Genomic DNA, 18,187 nt, shown 5'->3' with positions numbered 1-18,187 from the left:
TGTCAGTGCAGGGTGTCGTTGCCCGGTGCACTGGCGTGCACGGGTTGAATCTTGAAGAAGCCGGTGCCGGCTGAGCCGCGGCCGATTTCTTCTTCGGTGGCTTCACGGACGGCCTCTACCGTCAGACTCAGACGCAGGGCAATACCCGCCAGCGGATGATTGCCGTCCAGCACCACGTGTTCAGGGTAGAGCTCGGTGACCGTGAAGATGACGTCTTTGGGGGCCTCGGGATGGCAGCCCGCTGGCAAGGCAATGCCTTCAATCGTCATGCCTTCTTCAAGTTCTGGCGGGAACAGTTCGCGGCGTTCCAAAAAAACCAGCTGGTCATTGAAGTCGCCAAAACCCTGTTCAGGTTCGATTTGAAGTTCAAGTTCTGCACCGACCTCATGCCCGTGCAGTGCATTCTCAATCACGTCAAAGAGATCGTCGCCGCCCACCAGAAACTCGACGGGCGCGTCCAGCACGTCCAATTCCTCGCCCAAGGTGTCTTTCAGCGTCCAGGTCAGTGCGACCACGCATTGTTTTGTAATTTCCATAGGAGAATTGTCGCAGTTTGAAGAGTCAACATTATTGCCACCCGCGTGGCAGGAGAAACCAATGAATATCGATATGCCACTGCAGTTGCTGGGCGGTTTGACGCCTCAATTATTCATGAAGCGGCATTGGCAGAAAAAGCCGCTGTTGGTGCGCCAGGCTATTCCGGGCTTCAGCCCTTTGCTGGACCGGGGTGAATTGTTTGACCTGGCGGCAAACGAAAATGTTCAGGCCCGCATGGTGGTCCAGGAGCCCGGGAAGTCGCCCGCCTGGCGGTTCAAGCAGGGGCCCTTTGAGCGGCGAGCCTTGCCGGCCTTGAAGCGACCCGGGTGGACGCTTTTGTTGCAAGGCGTTGACTTGCACCATGACGCTGTTCATGCCTTGATGAACCAGTTTCGGTTTGTGCCGGATGGCCGGCTTGACGATCTGATGATCAGCTACGCCAGCGACGGCGGCGGTGTGGGACCCCATTTCGACAGCTACGACGTCTTTTTGTTGCAGGCGCATGGCAAGCGGCGCTGGCAAATTGGTCGCCAAAAAGACCTGAGTCTGCAGCCCGATGTGCCCCTGAAGGTGCTGGCCAATTTTGTGCCGGAGGAGGAGTTTGTCCTGGAGCCCGGCGACATGTTGTACCTGCCGCCCCGTTACGCACACGACGGCGTGGCCATGGGGGAATGTATGACTTACTCCATCGGGTTCAGGTCTCCCAACCGGGGGGAGTTGGCCCGTGAACTTCTGCAGCGTCTGGCGGAAGATGCAGAAGACGCGGTGGGCGTTTCCCTTTACCGGGATCCTCAGCAGGCGGCAGTGTCCCAGCCCGGAGAAATTCCTGCCCAGATGGTTGAGTTCGCGCGGGACGCCTTGCAGGATGCGCTGCAAGACCCGGAGGTCTTGGGCCGCGCGTTGGGTGAGTATCTGACAGAGCCCAAGGCGAATGTCTGGTTTGAACCTGCGGACGCCGGTGCTGCCCATGGGCAAGGGCTGGCCGACGGTGCGATCCGCCTGGATCGCCGTTCCAAGATGATGTTTGATGCCAAACATATTTTCATCAACGGCGAAAGCTTCAGGGCTGGCGGGCGCGATGCGACGTTGATGCGCCGCTTGTGTGACGAGCGCTGTCTCAGTCCGCAAGAGGTGGATCGCACCAGCGTCGAGGCCCGGGCCTTGCTGCAAACCTGGAGCGAAGCAGGGTGGCTGCATGGACTCTGAGGCGCTGGCCAGAGGCCGGTTTGCCGGCCGTGATGCATTTCAGCAAATGGTGCGCGATGCGCTGGCCTGCGCTGCCAGCGAAGGTTGGCCGGAGTTGATTTTGAGCGACGCCACGTTTGAAGATTGGCCTTTGCATGAACGCGCTGTGGTGGAGTCCCTGCAGGCCTGGTCCAGGTCCGGGCGGCATGTGACGCTGCTGGCCACCCGTTATGACGAAGTGATCCGCAAGCATGCGCGCTTTGTGGCCTGGCGAAAAACGTGGGGGCACATCATTGAGTGCCGGGTCTGTCGCCCCGCCACACCCCTTGATTTTCCCAGTGCGATCTGGAGCCGATCCTGGTTTATGCATCGGCTGGATCCGCTTCGTAGCGTCGGCATTTGCGGCGCAGACCGGGAACGTGCCATACAACTCAGGGAAATACTGGAGGAGAAGATCAGGGACAGTGCCGCCGGTTTTCCCGTCACAACGCTGGGTCTGTAAATAGGCAGGGTGCGTATATCCGAATTGACAAATCCTCAATATGAGTATTTGTTAACGGAAAAAAGTGTTGCGTGAAGTCAACTACCTGGTCTCTGTAGCCCTCGCAGCGCCTGTATGGCTGTGCTTATGCAATATAATTTAAGGCTAGGTAGAAATGCTCGAGCCGTTTTTACTTGGTCCTTGCAGTTCATATTGCAATGACAATTTCCGGAAATTGTTTCGTTAACTCACTAGGTATTTTCAAATGAACAAATCACTCGTTTTGGCCGCTGTTATTGCTGCCGCTGCCCTCGCTGCTTGCGGTAAAAAAGAAGAAGCAGCTCCTGCTGTTGTCGAAGCTCCTGCTGCTGCCGCTTCTGCCGTTGTTGAAGCCGCTGCTGCGACTGGCGCCGCTTCTGTTGCTACCGATGCTGCTGCTGCGGCCACTGCTGCTGCTTCCGCTGCCACTGGCGCTGCTGTTGACGCCGTCAAGAGTGCTGCTGATGCCGCTGCTGACGCTGCCAAAGCCGCTGCTGACGCCGCTGTCAAGAAGTAAGCTCACGCTGAATCAACTTTGTTGATAAAAAAAGCCACCGTAAGGTGGCTTTTTTTATGGGCGTCGGCCTGACTTTGGACCGGTTTCACAATCTGTCAAACTGTGCGCTTGACAGGGATACCCCAAAAATACAAAAAAGAGTGAATAGCCTTTGGGAGGCTAACGTCGGCGGGAGATAATTTTTTGAGCCTGCGCAAGTTCATTGCTTCCAGAAAGAGCGCTGCGGGCAAGCCCATGAGCGCTCCTGCACCGGCCTTGTCCGGAACCCTGAGAAAGCGCCATCGCAGCAGCGCGATGCAGCGCCTGTCGGTTCAAGCCAGGCATTTGCTGCCCGGTGTCATTGAGTGCAATCCCGATGGGATTGCTGTCACGGATGCCTGCAACCGGCTGGTGCTGTTCAACCAACGCTATCTTGACCTCTGGGGTTTTGAGCGCGAGCACATGGAAGGCATGACGGGGGACGCACGCATGGCACACCTGCACCAGCAACTTGCCGACTCGCCCGACCATGCGTGGCCTTTCGGTCTGGACATGAGCGAGCAATTGTCGGTCCAGCGGCAAGTTTTTGAACTGAAGGACGGGCGCTGGTTCGAGCGCCATGCCTATCACCACGTGGTTCAGGGCAATAAGACCGGGCTGGTGATTCATTGGCGCGATGTCACTGCGTTTCAGGAAGCCAACCAGGCCGCCGCTTATGAGCGTGAGTTGATGCATGCCATGATGGACGGCGTGCCTGACCAGATTTTCTTTAAAGACAAGCAGAGCTGTTTTATACGGATCAACCCCAGCCTGTCCCGGCGCTACAACCTGTCGGACCCGGCACAGGCCATCGGCAAGTCAGACGCGGATTTTTATTCGGCTGAGCATGCGGCCCAGACCGCTGCAGAAGAGTGCGAGATCATGCGCACGGGTTTGCCGGTGCTCAACCAGGTGCACCACGAGACCTGGGCCGATGGCACACAGGCCTGGAATGTGTCCAACAAGATGCCCCTGCTCAACTCCCGGGGTGAATTGATTGGCACTTACGGCATTTCACGCGACATCACGGAGCAGAAGAAAACCGAAACCCTCATTTGGCAACAGGCCAACTTTGATTCCCTGACCGGCTTGCCCAACCGCCGCTTGCTGCGCGACCGCTGGTTGCAGGCGCTCAAGAACCAGCACCGCACAGGCGCGCTGCTGGGCCTGCTGATGATTGACCTGGACCACTTCAAGGAGGTCAACGATTTGCTGGTGGAGGCGGCCAGCCGTATTGGCAGTCATTTGCGGGGGACTGACACCGTCGCCCGACTGGGTGGTGACGAGTTTGCCGTCATCCTGACCGACCTGGAGAGCGCTGCCGATGCCGGTGACATCGCCCAGAAAATGCTCAAGGCACTGGCCCAGCCCTTTGTGCTTGGGCATGAAAACATTTTCATTTCGGGCAGCATTGGCATCACCCTGGCCACGTCGCAGTGTGAATTGCTGGATGACCTGTTCAAACAAGCTGATCAGGCCATGTATGTCGCCAAGGCACGCGGGCGCAACGGTGTGAGCTTCTTTACACCGGAGTTTGAGGTGCAGTCCCAGACCCGCCTGCGTACGACCAATGACTTGCACCAGGCGCTGCTGTTGAAGCAGTTTTTTGTGCTCTACCAACCGATTGTGGAACTCGCCACAGGGCGCGTCGACAAGGTCGAAGCCTTGCTGCGCTGGCGACACCCCGAACGTGGGCTGATCGAACCCGGCGAATTTATTCCTCTGGCCGAGTCAAGTGGTCTGATTTCAGAGATTGGTGATTGGGTTTTCAGGCAGGTGGCGCAGCAGGTCGTCGATTGGCGCCAGACGCTCCCGCGTCATCTACAGGTGGCCGTCAATACGTCGCCGCTGCAATTTCGCAACGCCAAGCGGTCGCCGCAGCACTGGGCCGAGCACCTTAAAACCCTTGGGCTGGAAGGTGATGCCATTGGAGTGGAAATCACAGAGGGTCTGCTGCTTGATGCGTCCGAGCAGGTCCAGCAGCAACTGCTGACCCTGCAAAAAACCGGCATACAGGTGTCGATTGACGACTTTGGAACCGGCTACTCATCACTGGCCTATTTGCAGTTGTACAGCATTGACTTCATCAAGATTGACCAGTCTTTTGTCTGCGATTTGCAGGCGACCTCGAAAAACATGGCGCTGTGCCGCTCCATGATTCACATGGCGCACGAACTGGGCATGAAGGTGGTGGCCGAGGGGGTGGAGACCGCCGAACAGCGCGACTTGTTGATCCAGGCTGGCTGCGATTTTGGCCAGGGTTATTTATTTGCCCATCCGCTGACGCCGTCTGAACTTGAAGACCTGCTGCGCGAGTCGGGGACATCGGGCTGATTTTGGAGTCAGGTTGCTACGTAGTTAGTGGTCCACGCGTTAACTAGCTCTGGGGCATGACACCTTCGAGCAGCGGGCTATTGAATCCTGTTGCCTAACCATGTCGCTTGAATACTCCAAGTCGATATAAAAACACTTGGTCGAACGCCCCGAGGTATCTCTAAAAAAATCGTGGATCGTTCGGTTTGCGAGTTGCGGTGAGCGTCATAAAAGCATCTGCTGGAAGCGCTTTTTAAGAAGGCAGGCGACCTAATCAGACTGTTTTTTTCTGGCGAAGGCGCGAACCGATCAGGCCAATAAGGCCTGCGCCCACCAGAACCAGCGAGCCCGGTTCCGGTACCTTTGTCGACCCCGCATCTTTACTGGCGATAGACATTACTTTCATGTAGTCCGGAGTCGTATCACCAAGGCCAGTTCCATTCGTGCCACCGTAACTTGCATTCCACGCACTCACAATCCACCAACTGGAGCCCATGCCGCCACTATTGACTGTCACATCACGGTCAATGTCCGTTGTGGCGCCAGGTGTATTGGCGTAGTTGCCAACCAATTGCCATCCAGAGGTTGAACTTGCAGATTTCAGCGTCAAAGCGCTCTTGCCTGTGATGTCAGTAGTGGTCGGGGCCGTAGAACCTTTCCAAGCCAACAATGAAAAATCTCCGTCTCCGGATACATAGCCGAATTTGATCTGACTCAAAATGACTTCCGTGTCAAATTTAAAGGCGATCAACTCGGTTTTGAGGTTGTTGTCCATTGCATGTTCTGGAGCAGCTTTAACTTCGTCACTGTAGGCAACTGCCAACCCAGCAGACGCGCCATACTGGTTCAGGGTTGCAGCCGAAAAAGTAGTGGTCGTCGCGTTGTCCGCTGCATATGCGTATGCGTGAACGGAATTCGCGCTCGTTCCCGTTCCAAGATTTGTTCCGCTCACACACCCAGACCCTCCTGCCGCATTGGTGGAGCCAAGCTGCCCTGATGGAGCCGTTCCTGTCGTGCAGCTGCCAAGTGACCATGTGGAAGCCGCAAATACTGAGGCCCACGGGCCTACAAAACCAAAAGCGACCAAAGCAGTAGCAAAGTATTTGGATACAACGGTTTTCATAGTCTCTTTCCTTGAAATGGTGACTTTTTCATGTCACAGCTAACAACTCGTAACAATTTTAGTGAAACATGCGAAATTCATGCCAGTGAATCTTTCCTTTGAGTTATCAAGGACTTGCAATTTAGTTGAGTAACAAATTGAAGCAACTTGTAAAAAAATCCGACAAGTTATTGTCGTGCACTGGATGGCTTTGACACTGCTGCTATTTCAGTGTGTTGAGTAACGCGGCTGCGTCAACTTTACTTTCAAAAGCTCGATTGGTTTTCAGAGCAAACTCAAGCTCTTCGCGTGCTTCAGTCTTTCTGCCGGTGCCTGCCAATATCGCCGCGAGGTGGTAACGGATTTCGGGACTACCAGGTTCTCGCAGGCGGGCATCACGTAGCAGTTGCAGACCACGATCAGTTTGGCCTCCTTGAAACAAAGCCCAACCCAGGGTATCGATGGTGTTGGGGTCATTTGGAGCTTGGGCCACGGCTTGTTCAGCCGCTTTGATGGCACCGGGGTCCTTGAGGCGCAGCAGGACATTGGCCAAATTGTTGAGGGCCTCTCCGTCGTCTGGGGCCTGTTTTAGCAAACTCTCGTACAGCATGCGTGCGACAGCAAAGTTGCCAGCGCTAGCGTAGCTGTCAGCCAATGCTTTTTGCACGCCAATGTCTTTGGGGTGCACTTTGAGCCATTGACCAGCCAGTTGTTGCGCAGGTTTCCCGCTGTCCTGGCGCGTTAACTCTCGGAAGAGCCGAAGCATTGTTTCCGACGTTGGTTCTGTCAGATGAGCGCGGCGGTAGTTCTCCAGTGCCGCTGGAGCCTGCCCACGTGCCTTTGCGACGTCGCCCATCAAGCTATGACCAATGGCGCGTTTTGGGTTCTGTTCTATGATTTGGCGGGCACGTTTTTCGGCTTTGGCGGGTTCGCCATGGCGCAGCTCCACATCGGTCATCAAAACCAGTGCAGGCAAAAAGTCGGGCTGACTCGACAAGGCCTTTTCCAGGCTGTAGGTCGAGCCAGGCAGGTTGCCTGCTGCCATCTGTAACGCCGCGATTTGCACTTGCAGCAGGGGGTTGTAGTCAGCCACTTTGGTTGCGCTGGTGAGCTTGCTTCTAGCTCCAGGCAAGTCGCCGCTGGCGATCTGAGATTTGGCATAGGCCATCAACACAAACAGGTCTTCAGGTACTTTGGCCGACACTTTTTTGACTGCTTCCAGCGCTGGGCCCGGTTGGCCGTTGCGCAAATGGAAGTCCGTCAGGGCTAGCCCCCAGCGTATTTCTTTTGGGCCAGAAAGGTCGTTGGCTTTTTCCAACCATCGTTGGGTTTCGGCAATTTGCCCTTTGCGGTCTGCCAAAGTGGCCATTTCGAACATGGCTTCGGTATTGTTTGCGTCTGATTTGAGAATCTCGCCCAGTCGCAGGGCCGCTGCGTCATACGCTTTGCCTGCAATTTCAAGTCGGGCAATATTCAGCTTGGGCTGTGTGAAGGCATTGTTTAGCTTGATGGCTTGCTCAAAGGCGATTTTGGCCCCGGTCAAGTTGCCTGCTTGGCCTTTGGCCATGCCCAGCAAGTTGAAAAATTCGGCATTGTTAGGTTGTTGTTTGACGAGACTTTCACCCAACACAACCGCCTTGGAGGCAAGACCCCCTTGCAAGTAAAGGGCTATGAGCGCAGCGGTGGCCTGGGTTTGGCGTGGGTCTGCTTTCAGCGATGCTTCGAACTCTTTGACTGCATTCAAAGTTTGCCCGCTACGCAAAAGGCTCAAGCCCAGAACGGAGCGAAATTCAGGGGCATCATTCGTTTTGAGGGCCTGCTGCATCAAAGAAGCAGCTCGCACATGCTGCCCCTTGGCCATGAGCGCCGAACCCAGCAGGCTCATGGCTTGTCCATCGGCGGCTTGCGACTTTAGATAGGGTTCCAACACCTCAATGGCACGATCAAAGTTAGATTCACCCAGGTAAATTTGGGCGAGTAGCTTGGATGCTGGCGTGTTGGCTTGTGCCTTTTGAAATGCCTCCAGGTATTGTTTGGCCTTTTCGCGCTCATTCAACCCAAAGTGCGCCAGGCCGTTGAGCATTAATAGTAGGGGGCGGTAACGTATGAAATCCATTGGCACGGGGTCAATGAGTTCAACCACTGCCTTTAGTGCCGCATGGGCCACTTCAGGCTTGTTGTCGCGCTCTGCCAAAAGCGCTTTGAGGTAGGCCGCGCGAGGTTCACGCGGCGACAGTCGTTGAATCTCTGTCACGTCGCGGGCAGCATTGGACTGCTGGCCCAGGTCAACATACAGGCCCGCCCTGGCGATGCGCGCTTCAATGTGTTCGGTATCTAAATTCAGCGCTCGGTCGTAGGCGGAAAGGGCTAAGCGTATGTTTCCTGAGACATGAAGCACCGATCCCTTTTGGTACCAAGCCTCGGCAGACTCTGGCGCCAGAACAATGGCTCGTTCGGCCGCCTCTGTGGCTTCGTGAAGCTTACGTGTGCGAATACGAACAGGCACTTCGGCTAACCAACTGTCGAGCGACTTGGGGTCAACGGCGCGCGCCTCTTCGATGGCTTTCAGAGCCGCGCTGAGATTGCCCAAGTCTGTGTTGGCGCTGGCGCGCAGGAGGAAAACCTGAACTTGTAGGTTTGAGGGCAAACCAGCGGGGTTGAATTGTTCCTGCTCAAGCATCTGTTTTTGCTTGCCTTGTGCGAGGTAGGCCTGCCCCAGGGGAATTACTACCTCTGCGCGACTAACGCCAATTCGCAGGGCTTCATTGAGTGCCACTTCAGCGGCGACGACTTCACCGTTTCGAAGCAGTGCCTTACCCAACAAAACTTGCACAGGCAGCATATTTTTGTCGATTTGCAGTGCGTTTTTTAGCTGGATGATGGCCCCTGAGATGTCTTTTTTCTCGTATCGGACCAAGGCGTCTTCGTAATACTTGGATGCCTTGATGTCAGCCGCCTGTGCCGAGAAATCTGCGCCTAACAGCAAAGCCCCCAGCATCATTGGGCTCCACAAGTACTTGGCACGGCGAAAAATGCGGGTTGAGGTCATATCAATGCTCTGTGGGCGTCGCAATGTAAAGTATTTTGAATATTAGCTGATGTAGGTACGATCAAATTCTCGCCAAGGGGAAGCAGCAATTGGTGGATACCCGCCAGTTTTGGCAAAGCACGACGTCGCGCCGACTTGAACATTCAACTGAGTGCTATTTTGAGCCTACGCAGGATGGCCGTCGTGAGTGGCACCTGCTACAACAAGCGAATCGAAAGGATTCTCGACGAGTCGATTGTTAGTATCAACTTCAATCGCATCGTAACGCACGGCTTGGCGCATCTGTACAGGCAAGCGAGCGGTCGGCATGAATTTTGTTACCAAATTGCGTCCTGATAGAGCGCGACGCTACTGCCATCAATACGGTGGCCAAGGCCTCCAACGCTGGCCGGCGAGATACGGAGATTGGCGAAGACTGATGCCTCAATGCCTCGGATAGCAATCGGTAAAGATTATTTGGTTCGCCACCGCACATACCTTCATCCCGAAATACAAAACAATGCGCTGATAGCAAGTCGGGTGACTGTGCAGCCATGTTTTTACCTATTCGGTGAAAGGAGCGCAACATGAGCGCTAACCATCCAATGCGCAACATTTCATCGTCCGTCAGGTCGCGTCTGGTGATTGTTTTGGCCACTGCGGTGATGGCAATTCTCTCCACTGCCTGCGCCAGCCAGAAGCTGCAGTCCAAAACCCAGCAAACCGCACCCACCACGCAGGTGTTGGCCATTAGCCTGCAGCCGGAGGACTTTCGTACCGGCGGGGTGGCCTTCATCACGCCGTCGTCGGTGACGGGACAGGAAGAAGACAAACAGGCGCTGGCGCTGGCCTTTACCGAGGTACTGGTCAACTCCCGGCCGGACCTGCACATCGTGCCGTTGCCGCAAACCTTGGGCGCGATCAATCGTCAGGGGCTGACGCGCGAATACAGGCAGATGTTTGAGGACTACCGGCTGGCCGGCATCTTTGATCTTGAAACACTGCAGAAGGTGGCCAAAGTCACCAACACACGGTATCTGGCGCAACTCAAACTCGGCGCGTTCCGGCAGGAATCCAAGGCCCGGTTTGGCCTGCTGGGGCTGCGCGTGCTGGAGACCAAGACCAGCACGATCCGGCTGTTCCTTCAGATATGGGACAGCCGTGATGGCTCGGTGGCCTGGGAGGGCGCGCAGGAGTCAACCGTGTCGCATGAGTCGCTGGCGGAGGAATACGTGTCGATGAAGAGCATCGTTCAGGAATCGGCCCGGGATCTGGTGGCGCACCTGCCCTGACGTTTGCCTGAACAGGTCTTGTTGCGGTGCAGTTTGCTATTTAATTGATAGCTGATACCGCACATGGGACGTGGGCTACAGGCTGTTTTTCTATATATTTTTCTGCGATGCGCATCACCCTCTGATGGGACATGATGCCAAAATACGATGGGCCTTTAGCCCACCGGACGGTCAACGCACATGAGAATTCATACACCCTTGCCTGAGCCCATGCATCCCGCTGCGCCAACCCGTGCCCTGCTCGAAGCGAGCCTGACTGCCCATGGTCTGCGTGTGCGGGGCGGGTGGATGCCGACCGGAAGCGACGCGTTGCCGCGTTTGCCTGGCGGCCGCTCTGCAGCGGTGGTGTGGATGGTGGGCGTGGTAGGGTCGGAGTTTTGGCCCGCCTTCAAGGCGTCATCTTTCTACCAGGACGGTTTGCCCGATCCTCTGGACCGGTGGAGTTGCGTCATGGGCTCAGAACTGGCGCAAAAGTGGGGTGGTCTCGCGCTGTTTCCGTTTGAGGGGCCGCCGTACTACCCCTTTCAGCAGTGGGCAACGCGTGCAGAACCGCTGCAGGTCAGTCCGCTGATGATGCGCATTCACCCTGAGTTTGGTGTCTGGCACGCCTACCGCTTTGCACTCGCTTTGCCCGCCGTGGTGCCGGGTGACGTGCCTGAAGCATCACCACTGCAGGGCGCTGTCAGCGCTGACCTGTGCCTGACCTGTGTGGGCCAACCCTGTTTGAGCGCCTGTCCGGTACAGGCCTTCACGGGAACCGGCTACCTGCTGGACACCTGCGCGGCTCACCTTCACACGGCTGCCGGCGAAGATTGCATGACGGCAGGTTGCCTGTCACGGCGCGCCTGTCCGGTCGGTCGTGAACACACGTACCGGCCTGAACACGCCGCCTTTCACATGCAGGCTTTTACCGGGCGTCACTAAGGCCATGAGGGGGGCGCCTGGCCGAAACAACGGGTCAGTTCACCATGACCAACTTGCCCTTGACCCCGCGTGAGCCCATGTGGGCGTAAGCCGCTTTGAGGTCCGCCATGGGCATGGTGCTGTCAATCACGGGCTTGATCTTGCCCTGGCCGTACCACTGGGCCAACTCCATCATCATGGCCGCGTTGGCCTTGGGTTCGCGCCTGGCAAAGTCGCCCCAGAATACGCCCACGATGGAGGCGCCCTTGAGCAGTGCCAAATTGAAGGGCAGGGCGGGGATGGAGCCGGAGGCAAACCCCACCACCAGATAACGGCCGCGCCACGCAATCGAGCGGAAGGCGGGTTCGGCAAAGTCGCCACCGACCGGGTCGTAAATGACATCGGGGCCTTTGCCGTCGGTCAGTGCTTTCACGGCGTCGCGCAAGTTCTCTTTGGTGTAGTTAATAGTGGCATCAGCCCCAATCGAGGTGCATAGCGCGCATTTTTCATCGGTTGATGCTGCTGCGATAACGCGGGCGCCCATGGCCTTGGCAATCTGGATGGCGGCCGTGCCCACACCGCCCGCTGCGCCCAGCACCAGCACGGTTTCGCCTGCTTTCAGTTGGGCCCGATCCACCAGCGCGTGGTGGGAGGTGGCATAAATCATGATGAAGGCCGCCGCATCCACGAATGGAAAACCGGGTGGCAGTGGCATGCACAGGGCAGCGGGGGCCAGGGTGTGGGTGCCAAAGCCGCCGGTGCCCGACAGGCAAGCCACGTGTTGCCCAATTTTCAGGTGGGTGACGCCTTCGCCCACGGCCTGAATCACGCCTGCGTACTCGGAGCCTGGCACGAAGGGCAGCGGTGGTTTCATCTGGTATTTGTTCTGAACGATCAACAGGTCCGGAAAGTTCAGGCTGGCGGCTTTGATTTCAATCAGCACCTCGCCCGCTTTGGGCGTTGGGGTGGGGATTTCTTTCCAAGTCAGGGCGTCGACGCCCACAGGGTTTTCACAAAGCCAGGCATGCATAGGAAGGGTCTCCAAAGAAGTGACAGCGATGATAGGGGCAAGCGGAGGGTCAAAATGTCTCTCCCGGGACGGCAGTGCCAGCGGCAGGGGGCGCCCTACAATCAGTTTCAACTTCGCTTGACTATGAAAATTCTTATTTGTAACGACGACGGCTACCAGGCCCCAGGCATCGTGGCTCTGTACGAGGCGCTGAAAGACGTGGCCGAGGTGGAGGTCATCGCGCCGGAGCAAAACAACAGCGCCAAGTCCAATGCCCTGACGCTGCATTCACCGCTGTACGTCACGCGCGCCAGCAATGGTTTTCGCTATGTGAACGGCACGCCGGCGGACTGTGTGCACATTGCCTTGACCGGCTTGTTGGGTTACCGCCCCGACCTGGTGGTGTCAGGTATCAACAACGGCGCCAACATGGGTGATGACACCATTTACTCCGGCACCGTGGGCGCGGCGATGGAAGGGTTTTTGTTTGGCATACCGGCCATCGCGTTTTCGCAGGTTGACCGGGATTGGGTGCAACTGGAATCCGCGGCGCTCAAGGCCCGTGATCTGGTGCTGCAAATGGCGCAACACAAGCTGATTGGCACCACGCCCTGGCTACTCAACGTCAATATTCCCAACTTGCCATTTGATGAGATTGGTCACGTCAAACTGTGCCGTCTGGGCCGGCGCCATGCGGCAGAAGCCGTCATCACCCAGATGAGCCCGCGCGGTGACACCATGTACTGGATTGGGGCGGCCGGGCCCGTCAAGGACGAGGCGGATGGCACGGACTTTCACGCCACGAGCCAGGGCCACATGTCCATGACGCCCTTGAAGGTCGATTTGACGGACCATGACTACCTCAGCTACTGGGCCCAGACGGCCGCGAAGCTGTCCGCCCCCTTGCAGCCCGCACTTCATCAAGCGGACCTCGCATGAAAGAGCGTCCTTCGTTTCCCGCCCGGCTGGATTTTTCGGTCGGCAAGGCCAAAACAACTCGGCCAGTGAGTGGGGCCGTGCACAACGGATTGACGCAGGGCGCCAAGCCCGGAGGCGGTCTGGCGCCACAAGGCCACGGCATGGATTCGAGTGCCGTGCGAATCAATATGGTGAACAAGCTGGCCGGGCAGGGCATCACCGATCCTTACGTGTTGCTGGCCATGCGCACCATTGAGCGGCACCGCTTTGTGGACACGGCCCTGGTCAACCAGGCCTACGAAGACACCAGTTTGCCCATTGGCCTGGGCCAAACCATCTCCAAACCCGGTGTGGTCTCCCGCATGGCTGAGTTATTGCGCAATGGCGCACCCGGCAAATTGGGGCGTGTGCTGGAGATCGGGACCGGCTGTGGTTACCAGGCAGCCGTGCTGGCGATGCTGGCGGATGAGGTTTACAGCATTGAGCGTCTTCGCGGCCTGCATGACAAGGCGCGTGACAACCTGCGCCATTTGCGGCTGGCCAACTTGCATTTGCTTTTTGGCGATGGCATGGCGGGTTATGCGAAGGGCGCGCCTTATGCCGCCATCATTGCAGCGGCTGGCGGAGAGGCTGTGCCCCAGGCCTGGGTCGATCAATTGGCCATGGGCGGGCGCCTGGTGGCACCCGTGTCATCGGGGGGGGCTACCGCCAGGCAGCAAGCCCTGATGGTCATTGACAAGACGCCGCAGGGCGTGCGGCAAACGGTTTTGGAGGCGGTTCACTTTGTCCCTTTAAAATCCGGGGTCGCATGAAGGGATTTCGTATGTTTGGTTTGAGTGGTCGTTTGGGTTCTGTGTTGGCGGTCGTTACCGTGGGTTTGTTCCTGGGAGGGTGCGGCTCCAAAGCACTCAATCACGCACCAGTGGAAGATCGTGGTTCTGCCATGGGCAAGTCCTCACAGGGAGCCACGGATCCGGCGGCGCAAGCCATCAAGCAGCTCCCCGGCTATGAAAATGCCGGCAAGCCCGGCTATTACACCGTCAAGCCGGGCGACACATTGATTCGCATTGGCCTGGATTCTGGCCAATCGGCCAAAGACATCGCCCGCTGGAGCGCGCTGGAAAATGCCAACCGCATTGAAATCGGCCAGGTGCTGCGCGTGGTGCCGCCCACCGCTACCGCGCCTGCCATTGGCGGGGCTTCCGGCGCTGTTGCCAGTGCGGCGTCCAAACCCGTCGCAGTGGCCAGCGCCACGCCCGTGGCAACGTCGTCCGCAACACCAGGCAGCCTGGACAAACCGGCCGCAGCGGCGTCTGCCCCGGCCAGCGCGACCACGGCGCCAGTGCCCGCACCGGCACCGCCCGCTTCTGCGGCGGCCTCCGCTGGGGACGACGAGATCAACTGGATCTGGCCGACCAGCGGTGCGGTCATTGCCGGCTTTGACGAGGTCAAGAACAAGGGGCTGGACATCAGTGGCGCGGCAGGCGATCCCGTGCTGGCCGCCGCTGACGGACGCGTGGTGTATGTGGGAGCTGGTTTGCGGGGCTACGGCAACCTGATCATCCTCAAGCACAACAACACCTACCTGACAGCCTATGCACACAACAAGACGCTGCTGATCAAGGAAGACCAATCGGTTCGCAAGGGCCAGAAGATTGCCGAGATGGGCAACAGCGACGCCGACCGCGTGAAGCTCCATTTTGAAGTGCGCCGTCAAGGCAAACCGGTTGACCCGGCCAAGTACCTGCCCGCCCGGTAGTGGGACCATGCCGTGAGAACGCCCCCCGCGAATGGTCATGGCCCAGTAGCCAGAACCCCTTCGCGGTGTGCCTCCGGTACAGATCAAAATAGTCCTCTAGCCCCCGTTGACAGTGCGCAAGCAGCTATTGATTTCGTAGCAATTCAGTCGCTGCCCGAATTGGGGCTGTCGGCTGACGCTTTGGAATTTTCCGGCGAGCCTGGCGATGCCCTGACCATTTACCTGCGTCATGTGCGCAGAACCCGTCTTTTCACCCCCCAGGAAGAGTTTGACTTTGCCAGCCGGGCTCGCGCTGGCGACTTTGCCGCACGCCAAAGCATGATCGAGCACAACCTGCGCCTGGTGGTGAGCATTGCCAAGTCCTTCATGGGGCGCGGTGTGCCCATGTCCGACCTGATTGAGGAGGGCAACCTCGGCCTGATGCACGCCATTGACAAGTTCGAGCCGGACCGGGGATTCCGCTTTTCAACCTACGCCACCTGGTGGATTCGCCAGTCGGTGGAGCGTGCCTTGATCAACCAGGGGCGGGCGGTGCGTCTGCCGGTGAACGTGGTGCGGGAGCTGCAGCAGGTGCTGCGGGCCCGTCGCACGTTGGAGAGCGATCCCGTGCTGGCCGCGGTCCGACCGGATGGCGTGCGCGTGGAGGATATCGCCGCCTTGTTGGGCCGCGACGCGACGGGTGTGACTGATTTACTGGCCCTGGCCGAGCCCCTCCGGTCGCTGGACGCCTCCTCGGGTGAGGACCAGACCCTGGGAGACTCTCTGGTCGACGAGTTGACGCCCGATCCCTCCGGTGTGACACAGGCCCACGAAGTCGCCCACATGCTGGAGGACTGGATCAGTACCCTGTCGGAACGTGAAAAAGAGGTGCTTGAAGCCCGGTTTGGTCTGCATGACCGCGATCCCGAAACACTCGATGTGCTCAGCGCCCGTCTGGGGTTGACGCGTGAGCGTGTGCGGCAGGTGCAAAACGAAGCCTTGCTGAAGCTCAAGCGGCATCTGCTGCGCCACGGAATCACGCTGCAAGCCCTGCTTTGACACCCCTTGGGCCGATGGAACCCGGGCATGAGCCTGAGACAATAGCGGCATGACTGAAGAAATCAAAAAACCCGATCTTTATCCACCCGACTGGCTCCTGGTTGAATCGCTTGACCTGGAAGCCCAGGGTGTTGCCCACCGGCCTGATGGCAAGGTGGTGTTCATCAAAGGGGCCCTCCCGTTCGAAGTGGTGACGGTCAATGTGCACCGCAAGAAAAACAATTGGGAGCAGGGCATGGTGACTGCGATCCAGCGCGAGTCGTCCCAGCGTGTCAAACCCGGCTGCCCTCATTTCGGCCTGCATGAAGGTGCTTGTGGCGGTTGCAAGATGCAGCATTTGCATGTGGGCGCGCAAGTGGCCGTCAAGCAGCGTGTACTGGAAGACAATCTCTGGCACCTGGGCAAGGTCAAGGCCGACAACATCATGCGGCCGATTGAAGGCCCTGCCTGGGGCTATCGCTACCGCGCGCGTATTTCTGTGCGCCATGTGCGCAAAAAAGGTACGGTGCTGGTGGGCTTTCACGAGCGTAAAAGCGGCTATGTGGCCGACATGAAAGAGTGTCACGTGTTGCCGCCCGAGGTGAGTGACTTGTTGCTGCCTTTGCGTGCGTTGATCACCTCGATGGACGCCATCGAGACCCTGCCCCAAATCGAACTGGCCTGCGGCGACAACGTGATTGCGCTGGTGCTGCGCCACATGGAACCCCTGTGTGACGCTGACCTGGCCGCCCTGCGCGACTTTGCCAGGCGGCATCCCCGGGTGCAGTGGTGGCTGCAGCCGCATGGCCCAGACACCGTGCATCTGCTGGACGAGGGTGGCGAAGAGTTGAGTTACGAACTGCCCGAGTTCGGCATCTACATGCCATTCAAACCGACCGATTTCACCCAAGTCAACCCGCACATCAACCGCGTGCTGGTGTCACGCTCCCTGCGTCTGCTGGACGCGCAGAAGAGCGAGCGGGTGATCGACTGGTTTTGTGGCCTGGGCAATTTCACCCTGCCCATTGCGACGCAAGCGCGTGAGGTGCTGGGCGTGGAGGGCAGCGAGGCGCTGGTGGCCCGATCACGTGAGAATTTAGTACGAAATCAGGCACTAGCCCCCGCAGGGCGTCCGCTGGCAGCTACTGAATTTGTAGCAAGAAATCTGTTTGAAATGACCCCCGCGGTGCTGATCAAGGATGGTGCTGCGGACAAATGGCTGGTGGACCCCCCGCGCGAAGGTGCTTTTGCCCTCGTGCAAGCGCTGGCGGACCTGCATCAGCAAAAGCTCGACCCCATTGCCCATCCGCCCACGCCGGGTGCCGAGCACTGGTCACCCCCGAAACGCATTGTCTATGTCAGCTGCAACCCGGCCACACTGGCACGCGACGCCGACTTGCTGGTGCATCAGGCGGGCTACCGCTTGTCGTCCGCGGGCATGGTGAATATGTTTCCGCACACGGCTCATGTGGAGAGCATGGCGGTTTTTGATCTGGAAGACTGAACGCCGCTGGGATCGGCATCCCGCCCGGGGCGCCCGGTCTCAGTGCGCCGATGCTTTCCCGGCTGATTTAGCGGCCACTTTGGTACCGCCTTTGCCCTTGGCTGGTTTTTCTGTGGCGTCGGCCATCTCCTCTGCATTGGCTTTGGCATCTTCACCGCCTTCAACAGGCGGCGCTGCTTTGACCACGGTGGCGGGCACGCCTTCGATCTTGTTCTCGCGCATGTACTGGTCCATGTCTTTCCAGCCGGTGAACATGTCGGCTTTGGACGCGGTGGTGTTGAGCGTATAGCAGTCCTCAATGCTGCGCAGGCCGTGTCGGCAGGCGCTGCCGATGGCTTTGGCATCCGCCTCTTTTTTGGCGATTTTCGGGTCTGGCCCCATGCCGGGAATCTCGCATCCCGCCAGCAGGACGGCAGCGAGAGTAATGATGAGCAGGCGCAGAGTCATAGGTGCAATCAAGGGTGTTGTCTCTATATCGGCAAACCGGGCACCATATTGAGTCGTGTCGGTTGTTCTTGCCAAGCCCCAATGAAAAAAGACCCCGAAGGGTCTTTTTTGAGTCAGC

General features: G+C 58.1%; 16 protein-coding genes. 11 read left to right on the top strand and 5 right to left on the bottom strand.

The features are described from left to right. Nucleotides 1–2: 2 nt before the first annotated feature. Nucleotides 3–536 carry an FKBP-type peptidyl-prolyl cis-trans isomerase gene (locus tag AC097N_RS07245; protein ID WP_479580225.1) on the bottom strand — a complete coding sequence of 178 codons (534 nt, stop codon included), beginning with the start codon at nt 534–536 and terminating at the stop codon, nt 3–5. Between the two features lie 61 nt (nt 537–597). Here AC097N_RS07245 and AC097N_RS07240 point away from each other — a divergent pair, with 61 nt between their 5' ends. The 4 genes from AC097N_RS07240 (at nt 598) to AC097N_RS07225 (ending at nt 5,111) form a co-directional block, all read left to right on the top strand. Continuing rightward, the gene (locus AC097N_RS07240; RefSeq protein ID WP_479580224.1) at nt 598–1,743 is read left to right on the top strand and encodes a JmjC domain-containing protein; all 1,146 of its coding nucleotides are present in this window, start codon (nt 598–600) and stop codon (nt 1,741–1,743) included. Further along, entirely contained in the window at nt 1,733–2,224 is a 492-nt protein-coding gene (locus AC097N_RS07235; protein ID WP_479580223.1) for a hypothetical protein, read from the top strand. The genes AC097N_RS07240 and AC097N_RS07235 overlap by 11 nt, the downstream gene beginning before the upstream one ends. A 244-nt stretch (nt 2,225–2,468) precedes the next feature. Further along, complete coding sequence (locus AC097N_RS07230; protein ID WP_479580222.1) at nt 2,469–2,759, top strand: hypothetical protein; 291 nt, start codon at nt 2,469–2,471, stop codon at nt 2,757–2,759. A gap of 234 nt (nt 2,760–2,993) precedes the next feature. Continuing rightward, nucleotides 2,994–5,111: a putative bifunctional diguanylate cyclase/phosphodiesterase gene (locus AC097N_RS07225; RefSeq protein ID WP_479580221.1), complete on the top strand. Its 2,118-nt coding sequence runs from the start codon at nt 2,994–2,996 to the stop codon at nt 5,109–5,111. A 253-nt stretch (nt 5,112–5,364) separates the two neighbouring features. On the opposite strand, the gene xdp1 is transcribed toward AC097N_RS07225, so the two are convergent. Then, nucleotides 5,365–6,213: an exosortase-dependent surface protein XDP1 gene (xdp1, locus tag AC097N_RS07220; protein ID WP_479580220.1), complete on the bottom strand. Its 849-nt coding sequence runs from the start codon at nt 6,211–6,213 to the stop codon at nt 5,365–5,367. Between the two features lie 202 nt (nt 6,214–6,415). After that, on the bottom strand, nt 6,416–9,241 hold the full coding sequence (gene prsT / locus AC097N_RS07215; protein WP_479580219.1) for an XrtA/PEP-CTERM system TPR-repeat protein PrsT: 2,826 nt from the start codon (nt 9,239–9,241) through the stop codon (nt 6,416–6,418). Between the two features lie 566 nt (nt 9,242–9,807). Here prsT and AC097N_RS07210 point away from each other — a divergent pair. Then, complete coding sequence (locus AC097N_RS07210) at nt 9,808–10,512, top strand: hypothetical protein (protein WP_479580218.1); 705 nt, start codon at nt 9,808–9,810, stop codon at nt 10,510–10,512. A gap of 180 nt (nt 10,513–10,692) precedes the next feature. Next, entirely contained in the window at nt 10,693–11,436 is a 744-nt protein-coding gene (locus AC097N_RS07205) for a hypothetical protein (RefSeq protein ID WP_479580217.1), read from the top strand. A 34-nt stretch (nt 11,437–11,470) separates the two neighbouring features. Here the strand turns inward: AC097N_RS07205 and AC097N_RS07200 are convergent, their stop codons facing one another. Next, nucleotides 11,471–12,445: an NADPH:quinone oxidoreductase family protein gene (locus AC097N_RS07200; RefSeq protein ID WP_479580216.1), complete on the bottom strand. Its 975-nt coding sequence runs from the start codon at nt 12,443–12,445 to the stop codon at nt 11,471–11,473. A gap of 123 nt (nt 12,446–12,568) precedes the next feature. Here AC097N_RS07200 and surE point away from each other — a divergent pair, with 123 nt between their 5' ends. From surE to rlmD, 5 genes are read left to right on the top strand one after another with little or no spacing between them, the layout of a single operon-like run. Beyond that, entirely contained in the window at nt 12,569–13,363 is a 795-nt protein-coding gene (gene surE / locus AC097N_RS07195) for a 5'/3'-nucleotidase SurE (RefSeq protein WP_479580215.1), read from the top strand. Beyond that, entirely contained in the window at nt 13,360–14,154 is a 795-nt protein-coding gene (locus AC097N_RS07190; RefSeq protein WP_479580214.1) for a protein-L-isoaspartate(D-aspartate) O-methyltransferase, read from the top strand. The genes surE and AC097N_RS07190 overlap by 4 nt, the downstream gene beginning before the upstream one ends. Beyond that, a complete protein-coding gene (locus AC097N_RS07185; RefSeq protein ID WP_479580213.1) occupies nt 14,151–15,101 on the top strand; it encodes a peptidoglycan DD-metalloendopeptidase family protein in 951 nt (316 codons plus the stop codon). The genes AC097N_RS07190 and AC097N_RS07185 overlap by 4 nt, the downstream gene beginning before the upstream one ends. A 12-nt stretch (nt 15,102–15,113) precedes the next feature. Beyond that, nucleotides 15,114–16,139, top strand: a complete 1,026-nt coding sequence (locus tag AC097N_RS07180) for a sigma-70 family RNA polymerase sigma factor (RefSeq protein WP_479580212.1) — start codon at nt 15,114–15,116, stop codon at nt 16,137–16,139. A 49-nt stretch (nt 16,140–16,188) separates the two neighbouring features. Continuing rightward, complete coding sequence (rlmD, locus tag AC097N_RS07175) at nt 16,189–17,622, top strand: 23S rRNA (uracil(1939)-C(5))-methyltransferase RlmD (protein ID WP_479580211.1); 1,434 nt, start codon at nt 16,189–16,191, stop codon at nt 17,620–17,622. Nucleotides 17,623–17,661: 39 nt separating this feature from the next. Here rlmD and AC097N_RS07170 read toward each other — a convergent pair whose 3' ends face one another. Then, entirely contained in the window at nt 17,662–18,069 is a 408-nt protein-coding gene (locus AC097N_RS07170) for a hypothetical protein (protein ID WP_479580210.1), read from the bottom strand. Between the last annotated feature and the right edge of the window lie 118 nt (nt 18,070–18,187).

Source organism: Rhodoferax sp. LS1R11 (assembly GCF_056521395.1).
This window is presented reverse-complemented; position numbering and strand designations above follow the sequence as displayed.

Coding starts and splice junctions, on each gene's coding strand:
- xdp1 (WP_479580220.1), bottom strand. CDS start 6,213: ATGAAAACCGTTGTATCCAAATACTTTGCTACTGCTTTGGTCGCTTTT.
- AC097N_RS07230 (WP_479580222.1), top strand. CDS start 2,469: ATGAACAAATCACTCGTTTTGGCCGCTGTTATTGCTGCCGCTGCCCTC.
- AC097N_RS07235 (WP_479580223.1), top strand. CDS start 1,733: ATGGACTCTGAGGCGCTGGCCAGAGGCCGGTTTGCCGGCCGTGATGCA.
- AC097N_RS07200 (WP_479580216.1), bottom strand. CDS start 12,445: ATGCATGCCTGGCTTTGTGAAAACCCTGTGGGCGTCGACGCCCTGACT.
- AC097N_RS07245 (WP_479580225.1), bottom strand. CDS start 536: ATGGAAATTACAAAACAATGCGTGGTCGCACTGACCTGGACGCTGAAA.
- AC097N_RS07210 (WP_479580218.1), top strand. CDS start 9,808: ATGAGCGCTAACCATCCAATGCGCAACATTTCATCGTCCGTCAGGTCG.
- rlmD (WP_479580211.1), top strand. CDS start 16,189: ATGACTGAAGAAATCAAAAAACCCGATCTTTATCCACCCGACTGGCTC.
- AC097N_RS07190 (WP_479580214.1), top strand. CDS start 13,360: ATGAAAGAGCGTCCTTCGTTTCCCGCCCGGCTGGATTTTTCGGTCGGC.
- AC097N_RS07170 (WP_479580210.1), bottom strand. CDS start 18,069: ATGACTCTGCGCCTGCTCATCATTACTCTCGCTGCCGTCCTGCTGGCG.
- AC097N_RS07185 (WP_479580213.1), top strand. CDS start 14,151: ATGAAGGGATTTCGTATGTTTGGTTTGAGTGGTCGTTTGGGTTCTGTG.
- prsT (WP_479580219.1), bottom strand. CDS start 9,241: ATGACCTCAACCCGCATTTTTCGCCGTGCCAAGTACTTGTGGAGCCCA.
- surE (WP_479580215.1), top strand. CDS start 12,569: ATGAAAATTCTTATTTGTAACGACGACGGCTACCAGGCCCCAGGCATC.
- AC097N_RS07205 (WP_479580217.1), top strand. CDS start 10,693: ATGAGAATTCATACACCCTTGCCTGAGCCCATGCATCCCGCTGCGCCA.
- AC097N_RS07225 (WP_479580221.1), top strand. CDS start 2,994: ATGAGCGCTCCTGCACCGGCCTTGTCCGGAACCCTGAGAAAGCGCCAT.
- AC097N_RS07240 (WP_479580224.1), top strand. CDS start 598: ATGAATATCGATATGCCACTGCAGTTGCTGGGCGGTTTGACGCCTCAA.